The organism is Pantoea sp. SM3 (assembly GCF_000963995.1).
Lineage (GTDB): Bacteria > Pseudomonadota > Gammaproteobacteria > Enterobacterales > Enterobacteriaceae > Pantoea > Pantoea rwandensis_B.
The window spans coordinates 1-18,872 of the sequence record NZ_JZRD01000001.1; the positions used below are offsets into that span (position 1 = coordinate 1).

At 49.6% G+C, this 18,872-nt stretch carries 14 protein-coding genes and 1 tRNA gene; 2 read left to right on the plus strand and 13 right to left on the minus strand.

The window, feature by feature from the left end:
• Positions 1–634: 634 nt before the first annotated feature.
• Positions 635–1,756 (minus strand): Gfo/Idh/MocA family protein, encoded by a 1,122-nt coding sequence (locus tag VI01_RS00010; protein WP_045813562.1) that lies wholly within the window; start codon positions 1,754–1,756, stop codon positions 635–637.
• Between the two features lie 308 nt (positions 1,757–2,064).
• Here VI01_RS00010 and VI01_RS00015 point away from each other — a divergent pair.
• Positions 2,065–2,140 (plus strand) — tRNA-Asn (locus VI01_RS00015).
• Positions 2,141–2,733: 593 nt separating this feature from the next.
• Here VI01_RS00015 and VI01_RS00020 read toward each other — a convergent pair.
• The 5 genes from VI01_RS00020 to VI01_RS00040 form a co-directional block, all read right to left on the minus strand.
• Positions 2,734–3,600: a hypothetical protein gene (locus VI01_RS00020; RefSeq protein ID WP_045813563.1), complete on the minus strand. Its 867-nt coding sequence runs from the start codon at positions 3,598–3,600 to the stop codon at positions 2,734–2,736.
• Positions 3,601–3,617: 17 nt separating this feature from the next.
• On the minus strand, positions 3,618–4,100 hold the full coding sequence (locus VI01_RS00025) for a type VI secretion system tube protein Hcp (protein WP_045813564.1): 483 nt from the start codon (positions 4,098–4,100) through the stop codon (positions 3,618–3,620).
• A 776-nt stretch (positions 4,101–4,876) separates the two neighbouring features.
• Positions 4,877–5,074 (minus strand): hypothetical protein, encoded by a 198-nt coding sequence (locus VI01_RS00030; protein ID WP_045813565.1) that lies wholly within the window; start codon positions 5,072–5,074, stop codon positions 4,877–4,879.
• Between the two features lie 662 nt (positions 5,075–5,736).
• Complete coding sequence (locus tag VI01_RS00035) at positions 5,737–6,717, minus strand: hypothetical protein (protein WP_045813566.1); 981 nt, start codon at positions 6,715–6,717, stop codon at positions 5,737–5,739.
• A gap of 12 nt (positions 6,718–6,729) precedes the next feature.
• Entirely contained in the window at positions 6,730–9,033 is a 2,304-nt protein-coding gene (locus VI01_RS00040) for an RHS repeat-associated core domain-containing protein (protein WP_369801854.1), read from the minus strand.
• 13 nt (positions 9,034–9,046) lie between these two features.
• Here VI01_RS00040 and VI01_RS25880 point away from each other — a divergent pair, with 13 nt between their 5' ends.
• Positions 9,047–9,139, plus strand: a complete 93-nt coding sequence (locus VI01_RS25880; protein WP_353655839.1) for a hypothetical protein — start codon at positions 9,047–9,049, stop codon at positions 9,137–9,139.
• A gap of 156 nt (positions 9,140–9,295) precedes the next feature.
• Here VI01_RS25880 and VI01_RS00045 read toward each other — a convergent pair whose 3' ends face one another.
• From VI01_RS00045 to VI01_RS00075, 7 genes are all read right to left on the minus strand, one after another.
• Positions 9,296–9,658: a hypothetical protein gene (locus tag VI01_RS00045; protein WP_038646174.1), complete on the minus strand. Its 363-nt coding sequence runs from the start codon at positions 9,656–9,658 to the stop codon at positions 9,296–9,298.
• 404 nt (positions 9,659–10,062) lie between these two features.
• On the minus strand, positions 10,063–10,410 hold the full coding sequence (locus VI01_RS00050; protein WP_052696956.1) for a hypothetical protein: 348 nt from the start codon (positions 10,408–10,410) through the stop codon (positions 10,063–10,065).
• 161 nt (positions 10,411–10,571) lie between these two features.
• Positions 10,572–11,210: a hypothetical protein gene (locus VI01_RS00055; RefSeq protein WP_231638434.1), complete on the minus strand. Its 639-nt coding sequence runs from the start codon at positions 11,208–11,210 to the stop codon at positions 10,572–10,574.
• Positions 11,211–11,408: 198 nt separating this feature from the next.
• Complete coding sequence (locus VI01_RS00060; RefSeq protein ID WP_045813567.1) at positions 11,409–12,035, minus strand: imm11 family protein; 627 nt, start codon at positions 12,033–12,035, stop codon at positions 11,409–11,411.
• The gene (locus tag VI01_RS00065) at positions 12,032–16,537 is read right to left on the minus strand and encodes an RHS repeat-associated core domain-containing protein (RefSeq protein WP_045813568.1); all 4,506 of its coding nucleotides are present in this window, start codon (positions 16,535–16,537) and stop codon (positions 12,032–12,034) included. Before VI01_RS00065 ends, VI01_RS00060 begins: the two co-directional genes overlap by 4 nt.
• Before the next feature lie 2 nt (positions 16,538–16,539).
• Positions 16,540–16,953 (minus strand): DcrB-related protein, encoded by a 414-nt coding sequence (locus VI01_RS00070; RefSeq protein ID WP_045813569.1) that lies wholly within the window; start codon positions 16,951–16,953, stop codon positions 16,540–16,542.
• Positions 16,950–18,872: a type VI secretion system Vgr family protein gene (locus VI01_RS00075; RefSeq protein WP_045813570.1), complete on the minus strand. Its 1,923-nt coding sequence runs from the start codon at positions 18,870–18,872 to the stop codon at positions 16,950–16,952. The genes VI01_RS00070 and VI01_RS00075 overlap by 4 nt, the downstream gene beginning before the upstream one ends.

The following is an 18,872-nucleotide window of genomic DNA, read 5'->3' on the forward strand; positions in this document are numbered from 1 at the left end:
TGCAGGCGGTAACGCAGTCTGGGTGCCGTTCTGGGCCTGGCGGTCCTCGCGCCGCTGACGCGGTACCTTCACTTCACTCGTCAGCCTGACGGACCGGCGCAGACGGAACATCCCTGTTCCGGCTGCGCCTTTCGCCAGCATCCATGCTGGCTCTCCTGGCTTCCTCATTCCGTTCAGCGCTGCGAAATGCCTGCCCCAGAACGGCACCCAGCCTGCTCTGAAGCTTAAGTGCGTGTTGTGAAAAAGGGCACGATAGTGGAGGCCAGGGCGCCTCTGCGGCTGCAAGGGCTATCCGCAGCGCTGAGGCTTTTACGTTGAGCCAGGAGTCAGCCGCATGGATGCGGCTGGCAGTTCGGGTTGGCCAGGACGGCCTTACCCGAACGGTGCGTCGGCACGACGTGGAAGCCGAGGGCACCGCGTCAGCGGCGCGAGGACGGCCCTTGCAGTCACAGAGGTGCCAGGGCCAGCACATCAGCACATCAGCACATCAGCACATCAGTATTTTCGCCAAACAAAATGCCGCCACTTTTGACAGTGGCAGCATTTGCGAATGAAGCCTTAATTGACCAGCACTCCCCCCTGGTCTGCTGATTAGCTCATGTGCGGTTTAGGGCATGAGCCTAACTAATGGCCGTTACACCTTCATCCAGCGACGCTCGACGGCGGACACCGCGACCGCTTCCAGTACTTTCTGTACCTGCAAGCCTTCGGCAAAATCAGGCCACATGCGATCGCCTGCCGCGATACCGTTGATCAAATCGCGGATCTCGACGGTTTTCTGATCGTTAAAACCAATACCGTGGCCCGCTGATACGCAGAAGTTGGCGTAATCAGGATGGGCCGGGCCGGTCAAAATGGTTTTGAAGCCCTGACGTCCAGCGGGTTCATCATGGATATACAGCTCAAGCTCGGCCATACGCTCCTGGGTGTAGCGCAGGGTGCCTTTGGTGCCGGTGACCACATAGGTCAGGCCCATTTTGCTGCCGCAGGCGATGCGTGAAGTTTCAAACACACCGTGCGCACCGTTTTTAAAGCGCACCAGCGCGCTGGCCTGATCTTCGTTCTCAACTGGCAACAAACGTGAATGATCTTTCGGATCGGGACGCTGTTTAATCACCGTCATCATATCGCCGCTGACTTCTTCGATATCGCCGACCAGATAGTGCGCCATATTGACGATATGCGCCGCCAGATCGCCCAGCGCACCTAAACCGGCCAGCGCTTTCTGGCAGTGCCAGTCAAGCGGTGTTTCCGGACGCGCCAGATAATCTTCATTATGTGTACCGTAGAAATGGATCACGTCACCAATCTCACCGCGCGCAATGATTTCACGCGCCAGCTGGCTGGTGGGGTTTTTCATGTAGTTGAAGCCCACCAGCGTTTTGACGCCTGCCTGCTGCGCGGCTTGCGCCATCTCTTCTGCATCGGCCACGGACAGGGAGAGCGGTTTTTCCGAGTAAACGTGTTTGCCGTTACGAATCGCTTCCAGCGCCATCTCTTTATGCAGGAAGTTCGGCGCGCAGATATCGACCACATCAATGTTGGGATCGCGTACCAGCTCATGCCAGTCGCCGGTTGAACGGGCAAAGCCAAAGGTTGCCGCCTGTTTCGCGGCCAGTTCCGGGTTCACCTCTGCCAGCATTTCCCGCACGATTTCACCTTTCAGTGCGAAAACAGTGGGGGCCTGCGCGTAAGCAATGGCGTGACAACGACCAATGTAACCACTGCCGATCATACCGATTCTGACTTTGTTCATGCTGCACCTGGAGTTGTGGGTGGGAATTGATCTGGAATATATGTTTCGCTTTTGGCCCCGACAACGACGAAATGAAATATCTGTGATCATACATGCGAGGTATTCGACAGAATCGACAAATCAGAATGTAATTTTGCATAGCATTAGTGACTTACATCACAAACAGGCCCGATATCGAGTGTGATTCGCCGCGTGAGAGGGAAGAGAAACGCAAAATTGACGCTTTATTCAGCAGTCAGTAAAAAATGTGGAAAAGGCCTTTGACAACCCAGAGCCTGCTCGTTATTATGCGCCCCGTTCCAAACGATTCCTCTGTAGTTCAGTCGGTAGAACGGCGGACTGTTAATCCGTATGTCACTGGTTCGAGTCCAGTCAGAGGAGCCAATTTCCAGTTCTCATGCATCCTTGCGAATTTCTGCATTATTTTGATTCAACAGGTGAGCGTGAAAACTCTTCCCGATGTACTTTTATTTTACCCTCCGCATCGGGGAAAATTGGTGGTCAAATCTGGTGTCAGATAGACATAGACAAAGACCCATCACATGCGAATATTGATCGATTAGGTAATAAACTTGCTCACCGCATCTACTGCAAGCTGAAACCGAATTCTCTTTGCAAGTGTAAGCAATTTTGTCGATGCTTTGCCCTGCACCGCTAGCCACACGTTATGCGCCAAATCAGAAGTGATCTATGGCGTACCATTCTATACCTTTAATATCTTGGACGATTTTAACTGGGAAGCACTGGCGATAAAAATCTGTTTGAAGATCCCGGCTTAGAGTATGGTGCAAGTCCTGGACATAATAGTGTTGAATTGTGGATATCTGCTAAAATGCAGAGGGATAAAAGGCCAAAACTGTTGCTCTTGGCCATAGCTTAGCATGCAGAATACAATTTGAGACTTGTAAAGGCATTTACGAATTACGCACAATATAAAGCGCAACTGCGCCGTAACTAATACCGATAATGGCAAGTGATTAAGACAGCCTCTCAAGAATTTCCACATCTTTCTTGCTAAATGTCATGCTGTCATCAAATTTAATAAACCAATCATTACCTTCTATTTTAATCTGAGGGTTAGCATCACCCGAAACTTTAAGAAACCCTTCGTTTACAAAGCTCCTCATATTAGAACTCGCATTCCACAGACCTAAATCACTATTTAGATTAGCTATGGTATCTTCCTTTTTATCATCCTTTACATGGGGGCCTAAATCATTCCTTAGCTTTGAAAGCATCTTTAAATAAGATTTATTTAATTCAATTTTGGCTTTGGCAAGAGACTTAAATGAGTTCATCAGATCTTTATTATTTTTAAGTTGATCGTCTTTATTTCTAGATCTCAAGATTAATAATAAAGATACAAATATTGAAGTTGAACCGGCAGAGTACAGCGCCACCCTAACACTTACTTCTCTCATTATTGCGGCAATTGTGCTGCCTGAAGTCAAAAAGGTCCCAATTGGGGCTAAAATCTCCCAGAGATAGTCTCTTGATGACTTGTTATACACGTCTCTAACCTTTAATGGATTCCACCACTCGGAATTGCCAGATTTATATTTATTATAAAAACCTTTATTGTCTGGCGTCGACAGGACTAAATTAGCTCTGTTTGCTAATAACCCCATTTCAAGATCATCACCTCTTACAGAAGCACGACCACTGCTGTTTGCAAGAAGTGATGTATAGGTTTTCATAGCCTGTTCAACATCATCATTCGCAAAACTATATAAATCATCGTCATGAGTATTATTGATAATATCAACCAATAATTCCATCTCTGAACTATTGAATGAACCGCCATTATTGATAGCATTGGTTATAGAGGATGCTATTCCAGCCATTTTGAAGCCCCCAGTAATTAAATTTCTTTATTCTGTTTAATATCCCATCCCGCTTGCGTTTCTGCACCTTTCGTACCCTGTTCTGTCTGTTCCCAGTAATGAACATTGGCTTTTGCCGACTGGAAATAATAACTGACCATGATTTTATCGGTACTTCCAACGCCAGTGAATTTACAGCCAGTGACCAGGACATCTTCGAGTACTATGCGGGCATATTCAACTTTTTGGCCTCCGGCTTTACATACTGACAGTTCTACGCTGTTAACATGCTTACCAGATGCGCAAAACTTCATAATGGCCGGTGTAGCTTTATCAATAAAAGCCTGCACAGCAAAGTCGCTGAACTGAACCTTGCCTGCGCCCCCGCCACCACCTACTGACATATTACCTGGCTGGCTGGCTCCCCAGTTAAAGGACTGAATATCTATCCAGTTTGTATGGTTAGAGTCGTTAGATTCACCATTGACTCCCTCTACTTTCAGATACATATCTACGGCCATATTAGGCTCCTTTGCTTATATAGAATGATTAACGGTATTAATAAATAATCTTAATCAATCTTTATTTCAACTATTTGGACCAACACTAACTCATTCTAGGACATTTCTTAAAAGGAGCTTTCATGCTCAGGACCATTACAACTAATCAGTTTGTTAACATTTTAAAGATCTAGAATTAATTTGAGGCGGACATAAGGTAACGGCGAAAGTTGAACAGGGCTAACTCACTCTGATTTATTACCGCTAAATATAATAAGCCGAGGGATCGTAGAGTTCGCATACGTCTTTTTGTTAAAAATGGATGGGCTCATCATCCAATATTCTATCCGCTATTTCTATAACGCTTAGGCCTTCCTGGAAGAAATAATTGCAAGCCGCGTGCTGATCTGAACAGATTTTAACGCGGCAATAAAGGGTGGACAACCTTGATCACTGCTCTCCATAGTAACTAAGCGAGGAAATTATCGTGACTGGAACGCGGCACTACCGCAGATAAAGCTGCAAAGCGGGAACGGCAGTATGTTCTGGGATACCGCTCGCACCGGGGAGACCGGAGCACGCCGCAGGTGAACATTGCCGGGAAGTGACTGACTCAGACGGTGTTTGAGGTGAGTATGGGTATGCGCATTCGCGTGCAGGTAATGGGCGGCTATCCGAAGATTTCAGCCTGGCCCGTGTGAATGAGGTAGTGGCCCGCTATATGCAGCAGAAGCGGGACGCCAGACAGACCCGGCAGCAGATCGAGACGTTGCTGGCTCAGATCAGTGGCTTTTTTATTATAACTGGATGGGCTTATAATCCAGTATTCTATCCGCTATTTCTTCAGCGCTTAGGTCTTCCTGGAAGATATAATTAGCTGCCTGGGGATCTGCAACACTATTGCACAGAACATCAATATCATTATCCACTTCTTCTTCAGTACCTTCACTGCGTTGTATTTTTTCAATTAGCTCAATAAGTTCTTTTTTCAGCATATATAACCTCAAAAATGGTAAGCGCGATCTAGTACATTCAAATGATATCTTGGCGTAGTAATAATAATATTATCAACATTATAGAAACCTCCACCATGTTGGATGGGGGTTCAATGATAAAGTAAATAAAATTTACTCTTTCCATTCCATTGGGACTTATGAGCGATTGGCACTTTACCACTTTTATTCGGCTCAAATTGGAAGGGCTCAATCTCTGAAATAAATATAAATTAGTTCCTAATCCACTCCACACATGCCCCTGGAAATCATTCAATAATTTGAACTGTAGATTACATAATTTATCAGTTACAGAGGATGGTAAAAGACCAATATTACCGTGATTTCTTCTGAGCAAATTCCATAAAATATGAGTACGTTAGCTTAAAGCAACAAACGGTAAGTATCCATTCAAGCCCAGTGGTTTCACGCATATGCATTCAAATTCAAACTATCCCTGAAACCTATCTGATCTGCAAGGTTGAATGGACATTAATAATTAATTTCCTTGAAGGCGTTACTGATAAATGATAGTGGGTAATATCGTATTTTGCGATTAGTTAAGATCAGACGTAGGAAAATGAATCCAAGGATCTCAAAAAAATGATACTTCAACATGAACAACCAGGTGAAATATTTGTTCAATTCACCTGGCATTAATTCGTTCATTGTAAATATAAAATATTGGATTCAAGTAATGGATTCACAGCCTCGCCTTCGCTTTCTAATCTCTGGAGATGGAATGTCGGAATCGGATAATTACTATCACTCTGAGAAAAGGCGCTTTTGATGTATAAGGTCAAACTTACAAAATCCCCTTCACCATCTAATGAGATTACTGGCCATTTTTTTTTCTTACATTCATGCCAGTTCTTAAGTTCATTACCTGGGATAACGCTGTAATAACCCGATGTATTTTGAAGCTTATAAATACCTGAATAAATTGTCTGCTCGCCAATAAGGGGGGAGACTTTATCATAGTTTACTGAATTCACATAATACACCCAAGGAGTGTGCCCCCAACTTAGTATCATTAATCCTTTATCGAAAAGCTCATTAGCAATTTCTGTCGTTGTAAACTCTTCTATAAGATCATTCGATTCTGCATTCATAGATATATACTTATCAAACTTACTAATATCTACCACAGCAAAACCTAACGTACCGTACCCATCAAAAACCTGACTAGGCGGGCATGGTAATATCTCGCTTCCGTTGTTTTTCGCAGAAACTATAAAAATATTTAACACCTCAGACATCCGTACATATCTTTCTTTTGATTCTGGCACACCACCTTTAGCAATGAACGGTATGTCAATTGAACTAACAACATACAAATATCGTTTTTCATGCGAATTTATTTTAAAAGAATCGTTATAGAAATCATTAATAGATGCATCATTAGTTTGAATTCTAAAAATAAAATCACTATTAATTTCATGTTCAAGTTGTATTCTATAATTATCTTTAATGGATACAATGCTTTGATTTAATAAATCAACCTCCTCAATACTAAAAACAACCTTACCGATAAAATTTTCAGGTATGAATTGAGTCAGTTCAATAGAGTCTTCACGGTTAAATTGATTTATTAATTCTGCATTTTTTATCGAGCCAGCGCTATCTACAGCGTATACCTTGTGCATTTTAAAGCCCCCTTAACACTTGACTTCTTTAGCCCAATTTTGGGTAACTATCCAGGCTTCAGCAGCTGTTACATTTTTTGCTAAAAGCTGTCCTTTTCTAACTGCTGATGTAATCAAGTGTACATCTCCACGAATATTTTTTAACTCTGGATTATTATAATGAGTCTCCAGAGAAGTTAGCCATTCTTCTTTAGTCATCCCAGACTTTATCACCGCTGAAGGTTTAACTAATGGTTTAGTGCTTGTACCGATACCATTATATCCATGCATCGCACTATGCTCAATATTCGACCACTGTGAACTATCCCAATACATCGCAGGAACATTGGTCTGCGAGTTAAATGGCGTAATTTCTAAATGAGTCGCTACTTCATGAGGAACCATATGATGCCCTTGATTAACAGGGTTTTGTAATGGCATTAATCCTAAAGGATCAATAATTGTGATAGGATCAGTTACGTACAAATACAAATTCAACCCACCCATCAACCCTATCGGGTCCAGTTGCGTATAACGCCCACCGCACGGGTCATAGTATCGGAAAGTGTTATAGTGTAGACCCGTTTCCCGGTCAAGGTACTGTCCCTGAAAGCGCAGGTTCTGTGGCACATCCCAGTCGATACCGGTGCTTTCCCGCGTCGTGCGTCCCCAGGCGGCAAATGTCCCCTGCCAGACGGTGTCGCCACGGCTATCCGTCACCCGATCCGGCAGGCCGTTGATCTCGGTGTGATACCAGTAAACCTCAGCGTGCTGCTGATAACTGTCGACGCGCGCTATCGGTTCGTAGCTGTTTTCTGCATAGACATACTGCACTGCGGCCTCGGGTTTGCTGTCGCTGTGCTCACCCACCATCTGCATCCCGGACCACGCGTAGTGCGTGCATTCCGGCCGCGCCGCATGGCGCCGCCACACCTGTTTGCCGGTGCGACGCCCCAGCGCATCGTATTGATACTGCGCGCGGCTGTATTCGGCATCCCCTTCAATCAGCACCTCGCATATGCGGTGCTCTTCGTCGTAATTAAAGCGCTGCACAATGCCACGCTGGGTGTCATGGCGCTCCGTCATACGACCAAAACCGTCGTACTCCCAGCGGATACCCGCCAGACGTTTCAGCAGGTTATCCCACACCGGATGCAGATCCTCACCGGTGCGGTTATCCGCCGCGTCATACCAGAAACGCTCTTCGCCACCCGGCTGAATGCTGCGCGTCATTCTGCCCGCCGCATCGTAGCCCCACAGCGACTGGCTGTATTTTTCCGCCGGGCTGGCAGGTGCGCCATCCGTCACGATCTGCCGGATGATCTGATCGGCACGGTCCCACTGGTAGCGACGTTCAGACACCAGACGCTGCCGCAGATTATCAACGCTGCGTCGCCGGGTGATGCGCCCGGCAATGTCGTACTCCGTCTCCAGCTCCAGCTCACCCTGGGTACGGTGCGTTTCGCGATGCAGACGATCACGGCGGTAGCCCGCCAGCGCATACGTGCGCCCGCCCAGCGTCAGCTGCATCTCCAGCAGATGGCCGGTGCCATAGCGCAGGAACTGCATTTCGCGCCCGTCAGGGTAGACCGACGCGCTCAGGTTGCCCAGCGCATCATACTGATGGTGATAAGCGCCAGAGTGGTTCTGCTCGCTGACCAGGTTGCCCAGCGCGTCACGCTGAAACACGATCACTTCCGCATCCGCCGGTTCACACTCGCAGATCATCGCCTGCCTCCATGCGGCGTAGGGGAAACGATGGATCTCGGTGTTCAGCGCGTGGTAGTGATATTCGCTGCGATGCTGTGCCGTTTCGCGTGCCGCTATCCTGCCCAGCACATCGTATTCGTAATTCACCACCCGCGGTGCCAGCGGGCTGTTGGGCACCGGGTGGCTGATCACGCTCTCCACCTGTTGCACACCGTTATACTGGTATTCGGTTTTACGTCCGGCGTAATCCTGCTGCTGCGTCAGCAGCCCGGCCGGAGTGTAGTCAAAATGCCACTGCTGCCGGTTGCCGTTGGTGAGCGTCACCAGCCGCCCGGCCCGGCTGAAGTCATAGCGCGTCACCTGTCCGGCGGGATCGATAGCCTCGATGACCTGCCCGCGCGCATTGAGCGTGACCCGGCGCTCCAGCATGCCGTCGATGTTCTGGCCACACAGCAACCCGGCTTTGTTGTATTTAAACAGCGTTTCCCGCCCGTCGGCGCGCACATAGGTTTGCAGGCGTCCCGCGGCGCTCCACGTGTTACCCTGCGCATGGGTGGTGCTGAGCAGTTTTCCGCAGACGTCGTAGCGGCGGCTATCGCCCACAGGGCGTTGACCGCAGCTGAGCATCACCGGGAAGTGGCTGACTCAGACGGGGTTTGAGGTGAGTATGGGTATGCGCATTCGCGTGCGGGTGATGGACGGCTACCCGAAGATTTCAGCCTGGCCTGTGTGAATGAGGAAGTGGCCCGCTATGTGCAGCAGAAGCGGGACGCCAGACAGACCCGACAACAGATCGAGACCTTGCTAGCGCAGGTCAGCGGCTGACGATAAAAGACGGAAAGATCATTCAGATCTCTTCTGGATTTTTGTAAACATTGTCTAACCATGACTATGCTCGTAATTCGTATAGATCTTTTGCTTCTTCATCCATATCCAGACTGCCAAGTGCTCCAAGATCTAAGCTATAAATTTTATCACTCTTATTCTTTAAGTTGATAAAATACCCTAGACCACCGTCTTGACCAATCAAAAAATAGTCAGGTTCTACATCTTGGACAGTATAGATTTCATTTCTCTCAGCGACACTCATAAAATTAAAAATAAAAACAGAATTATCTTGTTTATCTTTTATCTCATAAACATCTGCATCTTGTACTTCTTCAGATAAAAACCGCTTATAAGCACTTGGAAATGCTATATTTAAATTAATCTCTATAAATCTTAACTCTTCTAAAACTTTATTTTTATCCATTGAGACACCTTAACTTGTGCGTAATGAAATTTCAAATCTCAAACAATGGATTTTTTAGTTACTTAATTTGATTCCATCAAAGTAGTTATATGCATAGAAAAGTAATTTCTTAGCTGGTTACCAGGAAATTTATAATCAAGCATCTCTTGTTAGAGCCTGACAGGTTCTTCAGAAGATGCGGGTCGCGCTGGCGCGATGGGCTGCTGAAACGAAAATCCGGAAGGATCACAGAGATCGTTTTCGGCGTTTTGATTATTATACATCTCATTTATGATAACGTTAGTAAATTACTAATTTTCCTGCTGGCCATTTACCATCCCAGCCACAGGGTATATACCCTAATTCATATACTTTAATAATGAAATCAAAAAAATGTCACCTTTTAAAGGTTTTTTATAGGTATCTTACATCAAAAAATTAAAAAAATCCCATTTAAGACTATCTATTATAACATCCTCACTTACACCTTTATCTCTCAACAATGGAAGAAGCTCATTATCAATGATTTTTTTTGCTTCCCGAACAATGACATTCCATTCCTGGTAATCCTTGGTATGTTTTTTCGCCAAGTGGCCAGTTATCTCATTACCGGCTTCAAGAGTAGTATTTTCCCAATCAACATTAGTTATTTCAGTAACAAAATCCGAATTATTTGTTACCTGCCTTACACTCTGTGAAACGGTTTTTTTTCCAATATTTATAAACCAATTAATTTTCAGCAAACGTTCCACTGCTAATCTGGATATATTCATGGTTCCAGCTGATTTGTTATTGCTGTAATTCTTGAAATATTCCCCCCACCAACAACATCATACTCCAGACGGGTTTTTATACTATACTTTACTGCTGTATTAACCTCACCTGGAGTATAACCTGTCGCCTATAAAATATTAACACAGATAAAAATAACTTTTTAATATTTTTTCAGCACATTAGGGTTGAAGACTGAAAGTGTTCTTCCATCCCTATTAATTCCACACGGCATGCAGCCTTTTTTGAAAATTAAAAAAACCTCTTCTAGCATTGATCCCTCTAGATATCCCTTCAAATATCTTTGTGTTGCCACCCAGTTAAGCATATTAATAGCTTCATCAGTTACTTCATTAACAAATAAATCATATTCTCCATTGTCTATTAATCCATTTTTCTTTCTCAGTAAAAATGCCTTTCTCTTACGAATATTATCCTTGAGAACATCCCCCTTTAATTTTTTTGCGTTATCAATTATTTCTTTTTGAGAGTTTTTGTAATCTTTATCAAGAATTAAATCAGAGATCAACGCGGAGAAAAAATCACTCCAATTCAGGTATGGTTCACTCAAGTTTTGATCAAAAAGCAATTCCTTAGCTTTTTTTGGATCCAAAACAACATCATAATTTAAAAGGGGATCATTTGTTCCCGAGAGAAAAAGTGCATCATTAATAAAAACCACTGGTTCCATATAATCATCATATTGAATATTCATACGATTGCTCAAATATGTTAGGCCACTTACTATATACTCTCTGCCAATCAAGTTGATATATTTCTTTTTGGCGAATATAAAAAGCATGCCCCTCCTCGGCATGAGTAAAAGTCTCCGATATTTCAAAAGAGGCTTGAATTCCTAATTTATCAAGCTCATTTTTGTAATCTTCAGAAGCATCATCAAACCACTACCCTTTATTTTTAAGATGTTCTTTGACTTTCTCAGATAACATATGGCTCTCTATAGCTGATCCTTGAGTTTAGTTTTTATATATTCTGTGCATCACCACCCAGCCCAGGGATCATATTTAAAATCTTCATCAATAATTTTGAATTCAATACCTTTCATTCCTAAAGTCTGGAATTCATCTTTAAGAGCTTTAGAGCAAACAGGCTTAGAAAGTTCCTGACAAAAAAACAGGTGTTTTTCAACATCTTTTTTGATGATAAAGCGATCTATTTTATCATAGTATGTTTTATCCAGCCCCCGGGCCTCTGGGGTGTCAGGTAGCCCTGACTCAATATCATGAGAGATATTAAAAAGTGATTTTTCCTTATCAAGGATTTCAATATAATCAACGAGAAAAAACAAGAAGTATTCTTTCTCCGGTTTTTTCTTCTTGAGCAAAGTTATATCAGCATGACGACTAATTTTTCTCACACCGAATTTTTCACATAAATTTAAAAAACCAGAAGAAACTAAATTATCGCTAATTAAATAATCACCATCAAGTTTCTCAGAAGCAGCTTTCAATGCATAGCTTTTGGCAAAGTTAGACTCTACAGGCGGAGAGACAAAAATATCATAATCCGGTAATTCAGGATCCCAATTTTTATCCATAAAATGAGGACAACCAGCATCATCCGGTAAATATTCCATAACATAAAAAATTTCATTTGATTTATTCATAATAATCTCCCTGTAGTCGAATCAATTTTAAACATGCCAGACTCAAGACCATTAGTCGCCCAATTCTGAATATTTTTCACACCTAAAGCTAGCTGAGAATCACTCATTCTATTAGCCTGGCTGGCCAGTTGCGTTAAGCGACCTCTGACCGCTGCCGTATACTGGTTGTGGTTCGACCAGTGTCCTGGCAGACCAATTTGACCGGCAAGCTCCCGAGAACCAGGTAAGAAAATACCATTCGATGCTCCATCTCCATCCCAGCCAATCTTTCTTAATCGTTCAAATATCGACTTAAAGTTTTTATCCTTCATTAACTCTTCGGGAATGAGGTGATGGTTAGCCATTCCATCACCACTGCGTGCACCCATATTTCGACCCAAGGTACAACTACTCAACCCCAGCGGATCCACCCAGTTCAGCGGATCCGGCACATACCCATACAGGTTCAACCCACCCATCAACCCTATCGGGTCCAGCTGCGTATACCGCCCACCGCTCGGGTCATAGTACCGGAAAGTGTTATAGTGCAGACCCGTTTCCCGGTCAAGGTACTGTCCCTGAAAGCGCAGGTTCTGCGGCACTTTCCAGTCAACCCCACTGCTTTCCCGCGTGGTGCGGCCCCAGGCGCTAAACGCCCCCTGCCACACGCTGTCACCCTGCCTGTCCGTCACCCTGTCCGGCAGGCCGTTGATCTCCGTGTGATACCAGTAAACCTCCGCGTGCTGCTGACTGCTGTCAACCCGCGCAACCGGCTCGTAGCTGTTTTCCGCATACACATACTGCACGGCGGAATCAGGCCGGCTGTCGCTGTGCTCACCTACCATCTGCATCCCGGACCACGCAAAATGCGTGCATTCCGGCTGCGCCGCATGGCGCCGCCACACCTGTTTGCCGGTGCGCCGCCCCAGCGCATCGTACTGATACTGCGCGCGGCTGTATTCGGCATCCCCTTCAATCAGCACTTCACATATACGGTGCTCTTCGTCGTAATTAAAGCGCTGCACAATGCCACGCTGGCTGTCATGGCGCTCCGTCATACGACCAAAACCGTCGTACTCCCAGCGGATACCCGCCAGACGCTTCAGCAGGTTATCCCACACCGGATGCAGATCCTCACCGGTGCGGTTATCCGCCGCGTCATACCAGAAACGTTCCTCGCCACCCGGCTGAATGCTGCGCGTCATTCTGCCCGCCGCATCGTAGCCCCACAGCGACTGGCTGTATTTTTCCGCCGGGCTGGCAGGTGCGCCATCCGTCACGATCTGCCGGATGATCTGATCGGCACGGTCCCACTGGTAGCGACGTTCAGATACCAGACGCTGCCGCAGATTATCAACGCTGCGGCGCCGGGTGATGCGCCCGGCAATGTCGTACTCCGTCTCCAGCTCCAGCTCACCCTGGCTACGGTGCGTTTCGCGGTGCAGACGATCACGGCGGTAGCCCGCCAGCGCATGCGTGCGCCCGCCCAGCGTCAGCTGCATCTCCAGCAGATGGCCGGTGCCGTAGCGCAGGAACTGCATTTCGTGCCCGTCAGGGTAGACCGACGCGCTCAGGTTGCCCAGCGCATCATACTGATGGTGATAAGTGCCTGAGTGGTTCTGCTCGCTGACCAGGTTGCCCAGCGCGTCACGCTGAAACACGATCACTTCCGCATCCGCCGGTTCACACTCGCTGATCATCGCCTGCCGCCATGCAGCGTAGGGGAAGCGGTGGATCTCGGTGCTCAGCGCGTGGTAGTGATATTCGCTGCGGTGCTGTGCCGTTTCGCGTGACGCTATCCTGCCCAGCACATCGTACTCGTAGTTCACCACCCGCGGCGCCAGCGGGCTGTTGGGCACCGGGTGGCTGATCACGCTCTCCACCTGCTGCACGCCGTTGTAGTGGTATTCGGTTTTACGTCCGGCGTAGTCCTGCTGCTGCGTCAGCAGCCCGGCTGGCGTGTACGCAAAATGCCACTGCTGACGGTTGCCATTGGTGAGCGACACCAGCCGTCCGGCGCGGCTGAAGTCATAGCGCGTCACTTGTCCGGCAGGGTCAATCGCCTCGGTGACCTGACCGCGTGCATTAAGCGTCACCCTGCGCTCCAGCATGCCGTCGATGTTCTGACCGCACACCAACCCGGCTTTGTTGTACTTAAACAGCGTTTCCCGCCCGTCGGCGCGCACCCAGGTCTGCAGTCGTCCCGCTGCACTCCACTGGTAGCGGTCGGTGTTACCCAGTGCATCAGTGGTGCTGAGCAGTTTTCCGCAGGCGTCGTACTGGCGCTGACTTTGGTAGCCGGAGCAGTCCTCTTCACGGATCAGCTGTCCGCGCATGTCCCACCAGAATTGATGGCTGTTTTCCAGTGCATCGATACGCCGCGTCAGATCCCCCTGCTCATTCCATTCGAAACGGGTCACGCCGCCCGTGGGATCGGTCAGTGCGACGACATCACCCGCCAGGTTATAGTCATACTGCCACTGTGCGCCATCTGGCAGCACCTCTTTGAGGGGCAACGCGTACAGCGGATGCCAGGTGGTGATGCGGGTGCGATCCAGCGGGTCACGCTCCATCGTCAGATTACCGCGTTCATCCCAGGCGTATTCCCAGCGTGCGCCACCCGGCTGCGTCATCGCCAGCAACTGTTCGCTGTCGCCGCTCCAGGTATATGACCAGTGTCCGCCGTGTGCATCGGTCCAGGCGGTGATGCGGCTCAGTGCATCCCAGTGGTGCTCGCTGCTGACGCCTTCATCATTACTGACACGCGCCACCCGCTGCTGCTCATCCGTTTCAATGCGCCAGCTCTCCAGCACGTCACCCTGTTCGTCACAGACCTGATAAGCATCGACACGCCAGTGCCGTGAGTTGAGTGCGGGCCGCCACTGATACTGGACCTTCAGTCCGGTGGAATAGCTGTGCCACGCCAGCATATCGCTCGCCTGATCCCAGCCATAACGACGCGTGACGACAGCGTCGGCGTCCGTCACCGTCGTGAGTTGCCCCTGGTCGTTATAATCATAGGTAACCAGCAGATGCCGGGATCCTGCCGCTATCTGGTAAACCGCGCTCAGACGCCCGTAATGGGTGTCATATTCCAGTTCCACATCCAGCGCATCGTTATCGCTGGAGATACGGAGCAGCCTGCCCTCATCGTTCCAGCTGAAATGCTGTACGTTTTCATGGCGGTCATAAATACGGTGGATGCGCCATTCCCCCGGTCGCGTGGGATCCGGCTCAAACAGCTGATGCTCACCTTCACTGGTTTGCATCACCATCGCGCCGTTCGGGCTGCAAAACAGCTTCAGCCCCTCGCCCTGGAAATCAATCACATCGCCCGCATGCACTTCCCCCATGCCCAGCTCACGGCCAGTCATGTCCTGGTAGATCAGTTGATTGTCCGGCAGGCGCCAGAGGCGCACCTCGAACGGCAGCATCCAGCCAGTACCGAGCATCCCGGTCGCCAGATTGCGGCTGTGGTAGATGCGCTGCCAGTAAAGCGGCATGCGGTCCGGCAACACAAAATCGAGATCCTCTTCCCGTGCCAGAATTTTCGCCCCGGTGGCAATATTCACCGGGTGTAGCGTCTGGACAGCGCCTTCCATCACGATATTCCCGCCGATGGGGCAAACGATATCTTTTGCCAGCCCGCGTAAAATCAGGCGGCTGAAGCCGAAGCGGTAGAGCTCCGGCAGAATACCTACCAGCGCCCCGCCAATCAGGTTACCGGCCATGTATGCCCAGATGTTTTTACCGCTGTGGATATCGCGCACCGTGATGGTATCGCCACCGATGCGTACGCGCGGGTTTTCGCTCAGTTTGATCTCCGCTTCACAGGTACTTTTGTGGCCGTTACGTGCGGCAGGCTGATTGTTGATCAGCACCTTTTTCGAGCCCTGCGCAATAAAATTGCTGCTGGTGACCATATGACCTTTAGTACAGGCCACGGTATCGAGCGGCAGTGGGGTTGCATACGGACTGGCGCTCTCCACCACAGGCTGCATCAGGCTGGTCCAGACGTTCTTGCCCCACTCCTTTACATCATCCACTGAGAGATGGCTGGCGCGCTCGGCTACCGCCATCAGCGCGGCACCAGGGTTAAGCGCGGTCTTCATCGCCGCCGCCACACCGGTCAGTGCTAGCATGCCAACCGCCGCCCAGTCGATGCCATTGTCAACCGCGGCGGGCGCGTTGAGGTAATCACGCGACACGCTGCCCGCCGCGCGCGCGGCCAGCTTCCCTTTGATATGGACGTTGCCGGACCCGCTGACAATAAACGCATCCGGCGGTCCGGGGTCGATCAGGCTGTCGACCAGCGATGCCGCCGCGTTGCCGATCTTCTCCAGCCCTCCACTGAACACCAGCGTAGCAATGGCCACGCCACCCAGCAGCGCCCCAACGCCGGTGCCGGCGGCGATCATGATGCCTGCGACAATCGCTCCTTCCACCAGGCCGCCGACAAAATCCGCCAGCGCCGAACTGTGTACCAGCGGATCGCCAATGCGCGCCGCGAGATAATCTGTCATCCTCAGCCTCCCGGTTGCAGACCCGCTTTGATCGCGGTCCAGAAGGCATCGCCATCGGCATCAAACGGCTGCATGCGGCTAAGGGTAAACGCCAGCAAGTGGTCATCCACCCGCGCCACGGCGAGTTTTTCATATACCATCACATGTTGATTTTCGAAGCGCAGCGCCACCTCGCGGGCAGGGATCCCGGCGATGTTGCTATCTGCAACTTCACTCAGCACCACCTTTTTCATATTGCGTTTAATTTTGCCCAGTTGCTGGCTGAGGTATTTCTCCTCATCCCCTGCCGGGACATCCCAGGCCCGGGTAATGACCAACGTCGCATCAGCGAATTTCAGCACATTGATGGTGTGGTCTTGGACTGCGGCGGGCAGGTTAAGTACGCCTTCTGAGAGGGCAAAAGGGACGGTTTTCATGCTTTATCTTTTCCTTGATCAAATGCCGCTTTAACGGCGTCCTGGATTTGCGCTGGAGTGGGTTCCACTGCGGGTAATGCTCCGGGTTGTTTCAGGTTCAGATCCAGCGTACCGCCGGTGTTGATCTGCCCGGTGCCGGAGGCATCGATATTAAAATTCACGCACTGCAACGTGACCTGGCCGTTTGCGCCTAATTCCAGCACCGATTGGCCCGCCACCAGACGAATGCCGCTGTCGGAAGCCTGCACAATTGCCCCCTGCACTCGTTGGATAAAACCACCGCCCACCAGTTGGGAATGGGCCAGTTGCGTTGCCTCCGTGTGGCTGCCCGACACCGTGCCGTTGTAGTCCTGGGTGACACTGACGGTACGCGAACCACCCACGCTGTGGGTTTCGTCGTTTTTAACATTGGTATCCATGTTCTTCTGCGCCTGAATCCACAACTGCTCCTGCCCAGACTTATCCTCGAAGCGCAGGGCATTGGCGGTTTCTGCGGTGCCATCTTTGGTACGGCTGAGGAAGCCCATCTGGGTTGCACCGGCAGGCAGCGCCCAGGGCGGCATACTCGCCTCGTTATAGACGCGGCCAATGATTAGCGGACGATCCGGGTCACCATTGATAAAATCCACCACCACTTCGTCGCCGACACGCGGGATCTGCACGCCGCCAAATCCCTGACCCGCCCAGGCGCTGGAAACACGCACCCAGCACGAGCTGGTATCATCGCCCTTTGCCAGCCGGTCCCAGTGAAACTTCACCTTCACCCGGCCATAACGGTCGGTCCAGATCGATTCCCCCTTGGGCCCCACTACTTTCGCCGTCTGTGGACCGTGGGTTTTTGGCCATGGCGCGCGCGGTGGCGCACGGAATGTGATCGAGTTCGGCAGCACGGTAAAGGTGATATTGTGCGAGGAGGTAATATCACCGCTGGCATAACTGTTTTCCTCGAAGTTATATTCAGCACTGGTGGTGAGATAAGTGCCGTTATCGCTGAAATGCGGCGCATCGAGCAGCCCAAAGGTGTAACCCGGCGCAATGCCGGTCGCCGTGCCTGTACCACTGACGCTGTGATGCTCCACTTCCCACACTTCCTGGCGGATGCGGGTGTAAAACTCGCCGTGGCTGTGGTCAACAAAATGCCCCGGCCAGTCGTAGACATCCACCGTACCTGGCGTGGGCGCCACCGGGTTCTGCCGCGCCTGCAGCATCCAGGCATTCGGTTTACGGAAGTCATAGTCATCCGTGCTGTACATCCCCGGCGTGACGCTCTCGGCCAGTGACCACTGGCTGATCCCCTCTTCCGTGATGCTGCCACCGGAAGGGGCTACGTGGTAAGGAATGGTGGCATAGCCGCTGAACGCCTGGTGCTGGTCGGTCGCATCGCACAGTACCAGCGTATGCTTATCGGATTCGTGGCGGAACCAGTAGTAGATCCCCTCCAGTTCCATCAAACGGCTGATAAAATCGAAGCTACTCTCCTGATACTGTACGCAGTATTCCCACACCCGGTAACTACTGGCGAGTTTTGATTCGACGTTGACGTTGTACTCTTTCAGCAACGTCTGCACGATTTGCGGCACGGTCTGGCTCTGGAAAATACGCAGGTTACGATCACGTTTCATTGGCCACACGTCGGGCTCAACGGTCAGGGCATGCACCGCATAGCGCGAGCCATTCAGCTCCTCACTGCGCACGGCTACGCGGGTGATTTTGCCGTTGAAGTAACGTGGCGTGAGCAGGTTCTGTGTCGGCAGGGTAAAAGTCACCGACTTGCCCAGCAGAGCATGGCGGTCGATGCGGGCATCGGTCGCCAACAACTCCGCCTGGAGGGTGAATGATTCCGACAGGGCTTCACGCCCGCTGAGTTTCCAAAACAGCAGGCCCTCCGTGGGCAGCTGGACGGTGATGCGTGAGAACAT

Coding starts and splice junctions, on each gene's coding strand:
- VI01_RS00075 (WP_045813570.1), bottom strand. CDS start 18,872: ATGTTCTCACGCATCACCGTCCAGCTGCCCACGGAGGGCCTGCTGTTT.
- VI01_RS00040 (WP_369801854.1), bottom strand. CDS start 9,033: ATGCTCAGCTGCGGTCAACGCCCTGTGGGCGATAGCCGCCGCTACGAC.
- VI01_RS00010 (WP_045813562.1), bottom strand. CDS start 1,756: ATGAACAAAGTCAGAATCGGTATGATCGGCAGTGGTTACATTGGTCGT.
- VI01_RS00065 (WP_045813568.1), bottom strand. CDS start 16,537: ATGACAGATTATCTCGCGGCGCGCATTGGCGATCCGCTGGTACACAGT.
- VI01_RS00060 (WP_045813567.1), bottom strand. CDS start 12,035: ATGAATAAATCAAATGAAATTTTTTATGTTATGGAATATTTACCGGAT.
- VI01_RS00020 (WP_045813563.1), bottom strand. CDS start 3,600: ATGGCTGGAATAGCATCCTCTATAACCAATGCTATCAATAATGGCGGT.
- VI01_RS00035 (WP_045813566.1), bottom strand. CDS start 6,717: ATGCACAAGGTATACGCTGTAGATAGCGCTGGCTCGATAAAAAATGCA.
- VI01_RS00055 (WP_231638434.1), bottom strand. CDS start 11,210: ATGCTTTTTATATTCGCCAAAAAGAAATATATCAACTTGATTGGCAGA.
- VI01_RS00025 (WP_045813564.1), bottom strand. CDS start 4,100: ATGGCCGTAGATATGTATCTGAAAGTAGAGGGAGTCAATGGTGAATCT.
- VI01_RS00045 (WP_038646174.1), bottom strand. CDS start 9,658: ATGGATAAAAATAAAGTTTTAGAAGAGTTAAGATTTATAGAGATTAAT.
- VI01_RS00070 (WP_045813569.1), bottom strand. CDS start 16,953: ATGAAAACCGTCCCTTTTGCCCTCTCAGAAGGCGTACTTAACCTGCCC.
- VI01_RS00050 (WP_052696956.1), bottom strand. CDS start 10,410: ATGAATATATCCAGATTAGCAGTGGAACGTTTGCTGAAAATTAATTGG.
- VI01_RS00030 (WP_045813565.1), bottom strand. CDS start 5,074: ATGCTGAAAAAAGAACTTATTGAGCTAATTGAAAAAATACAACGCAGT.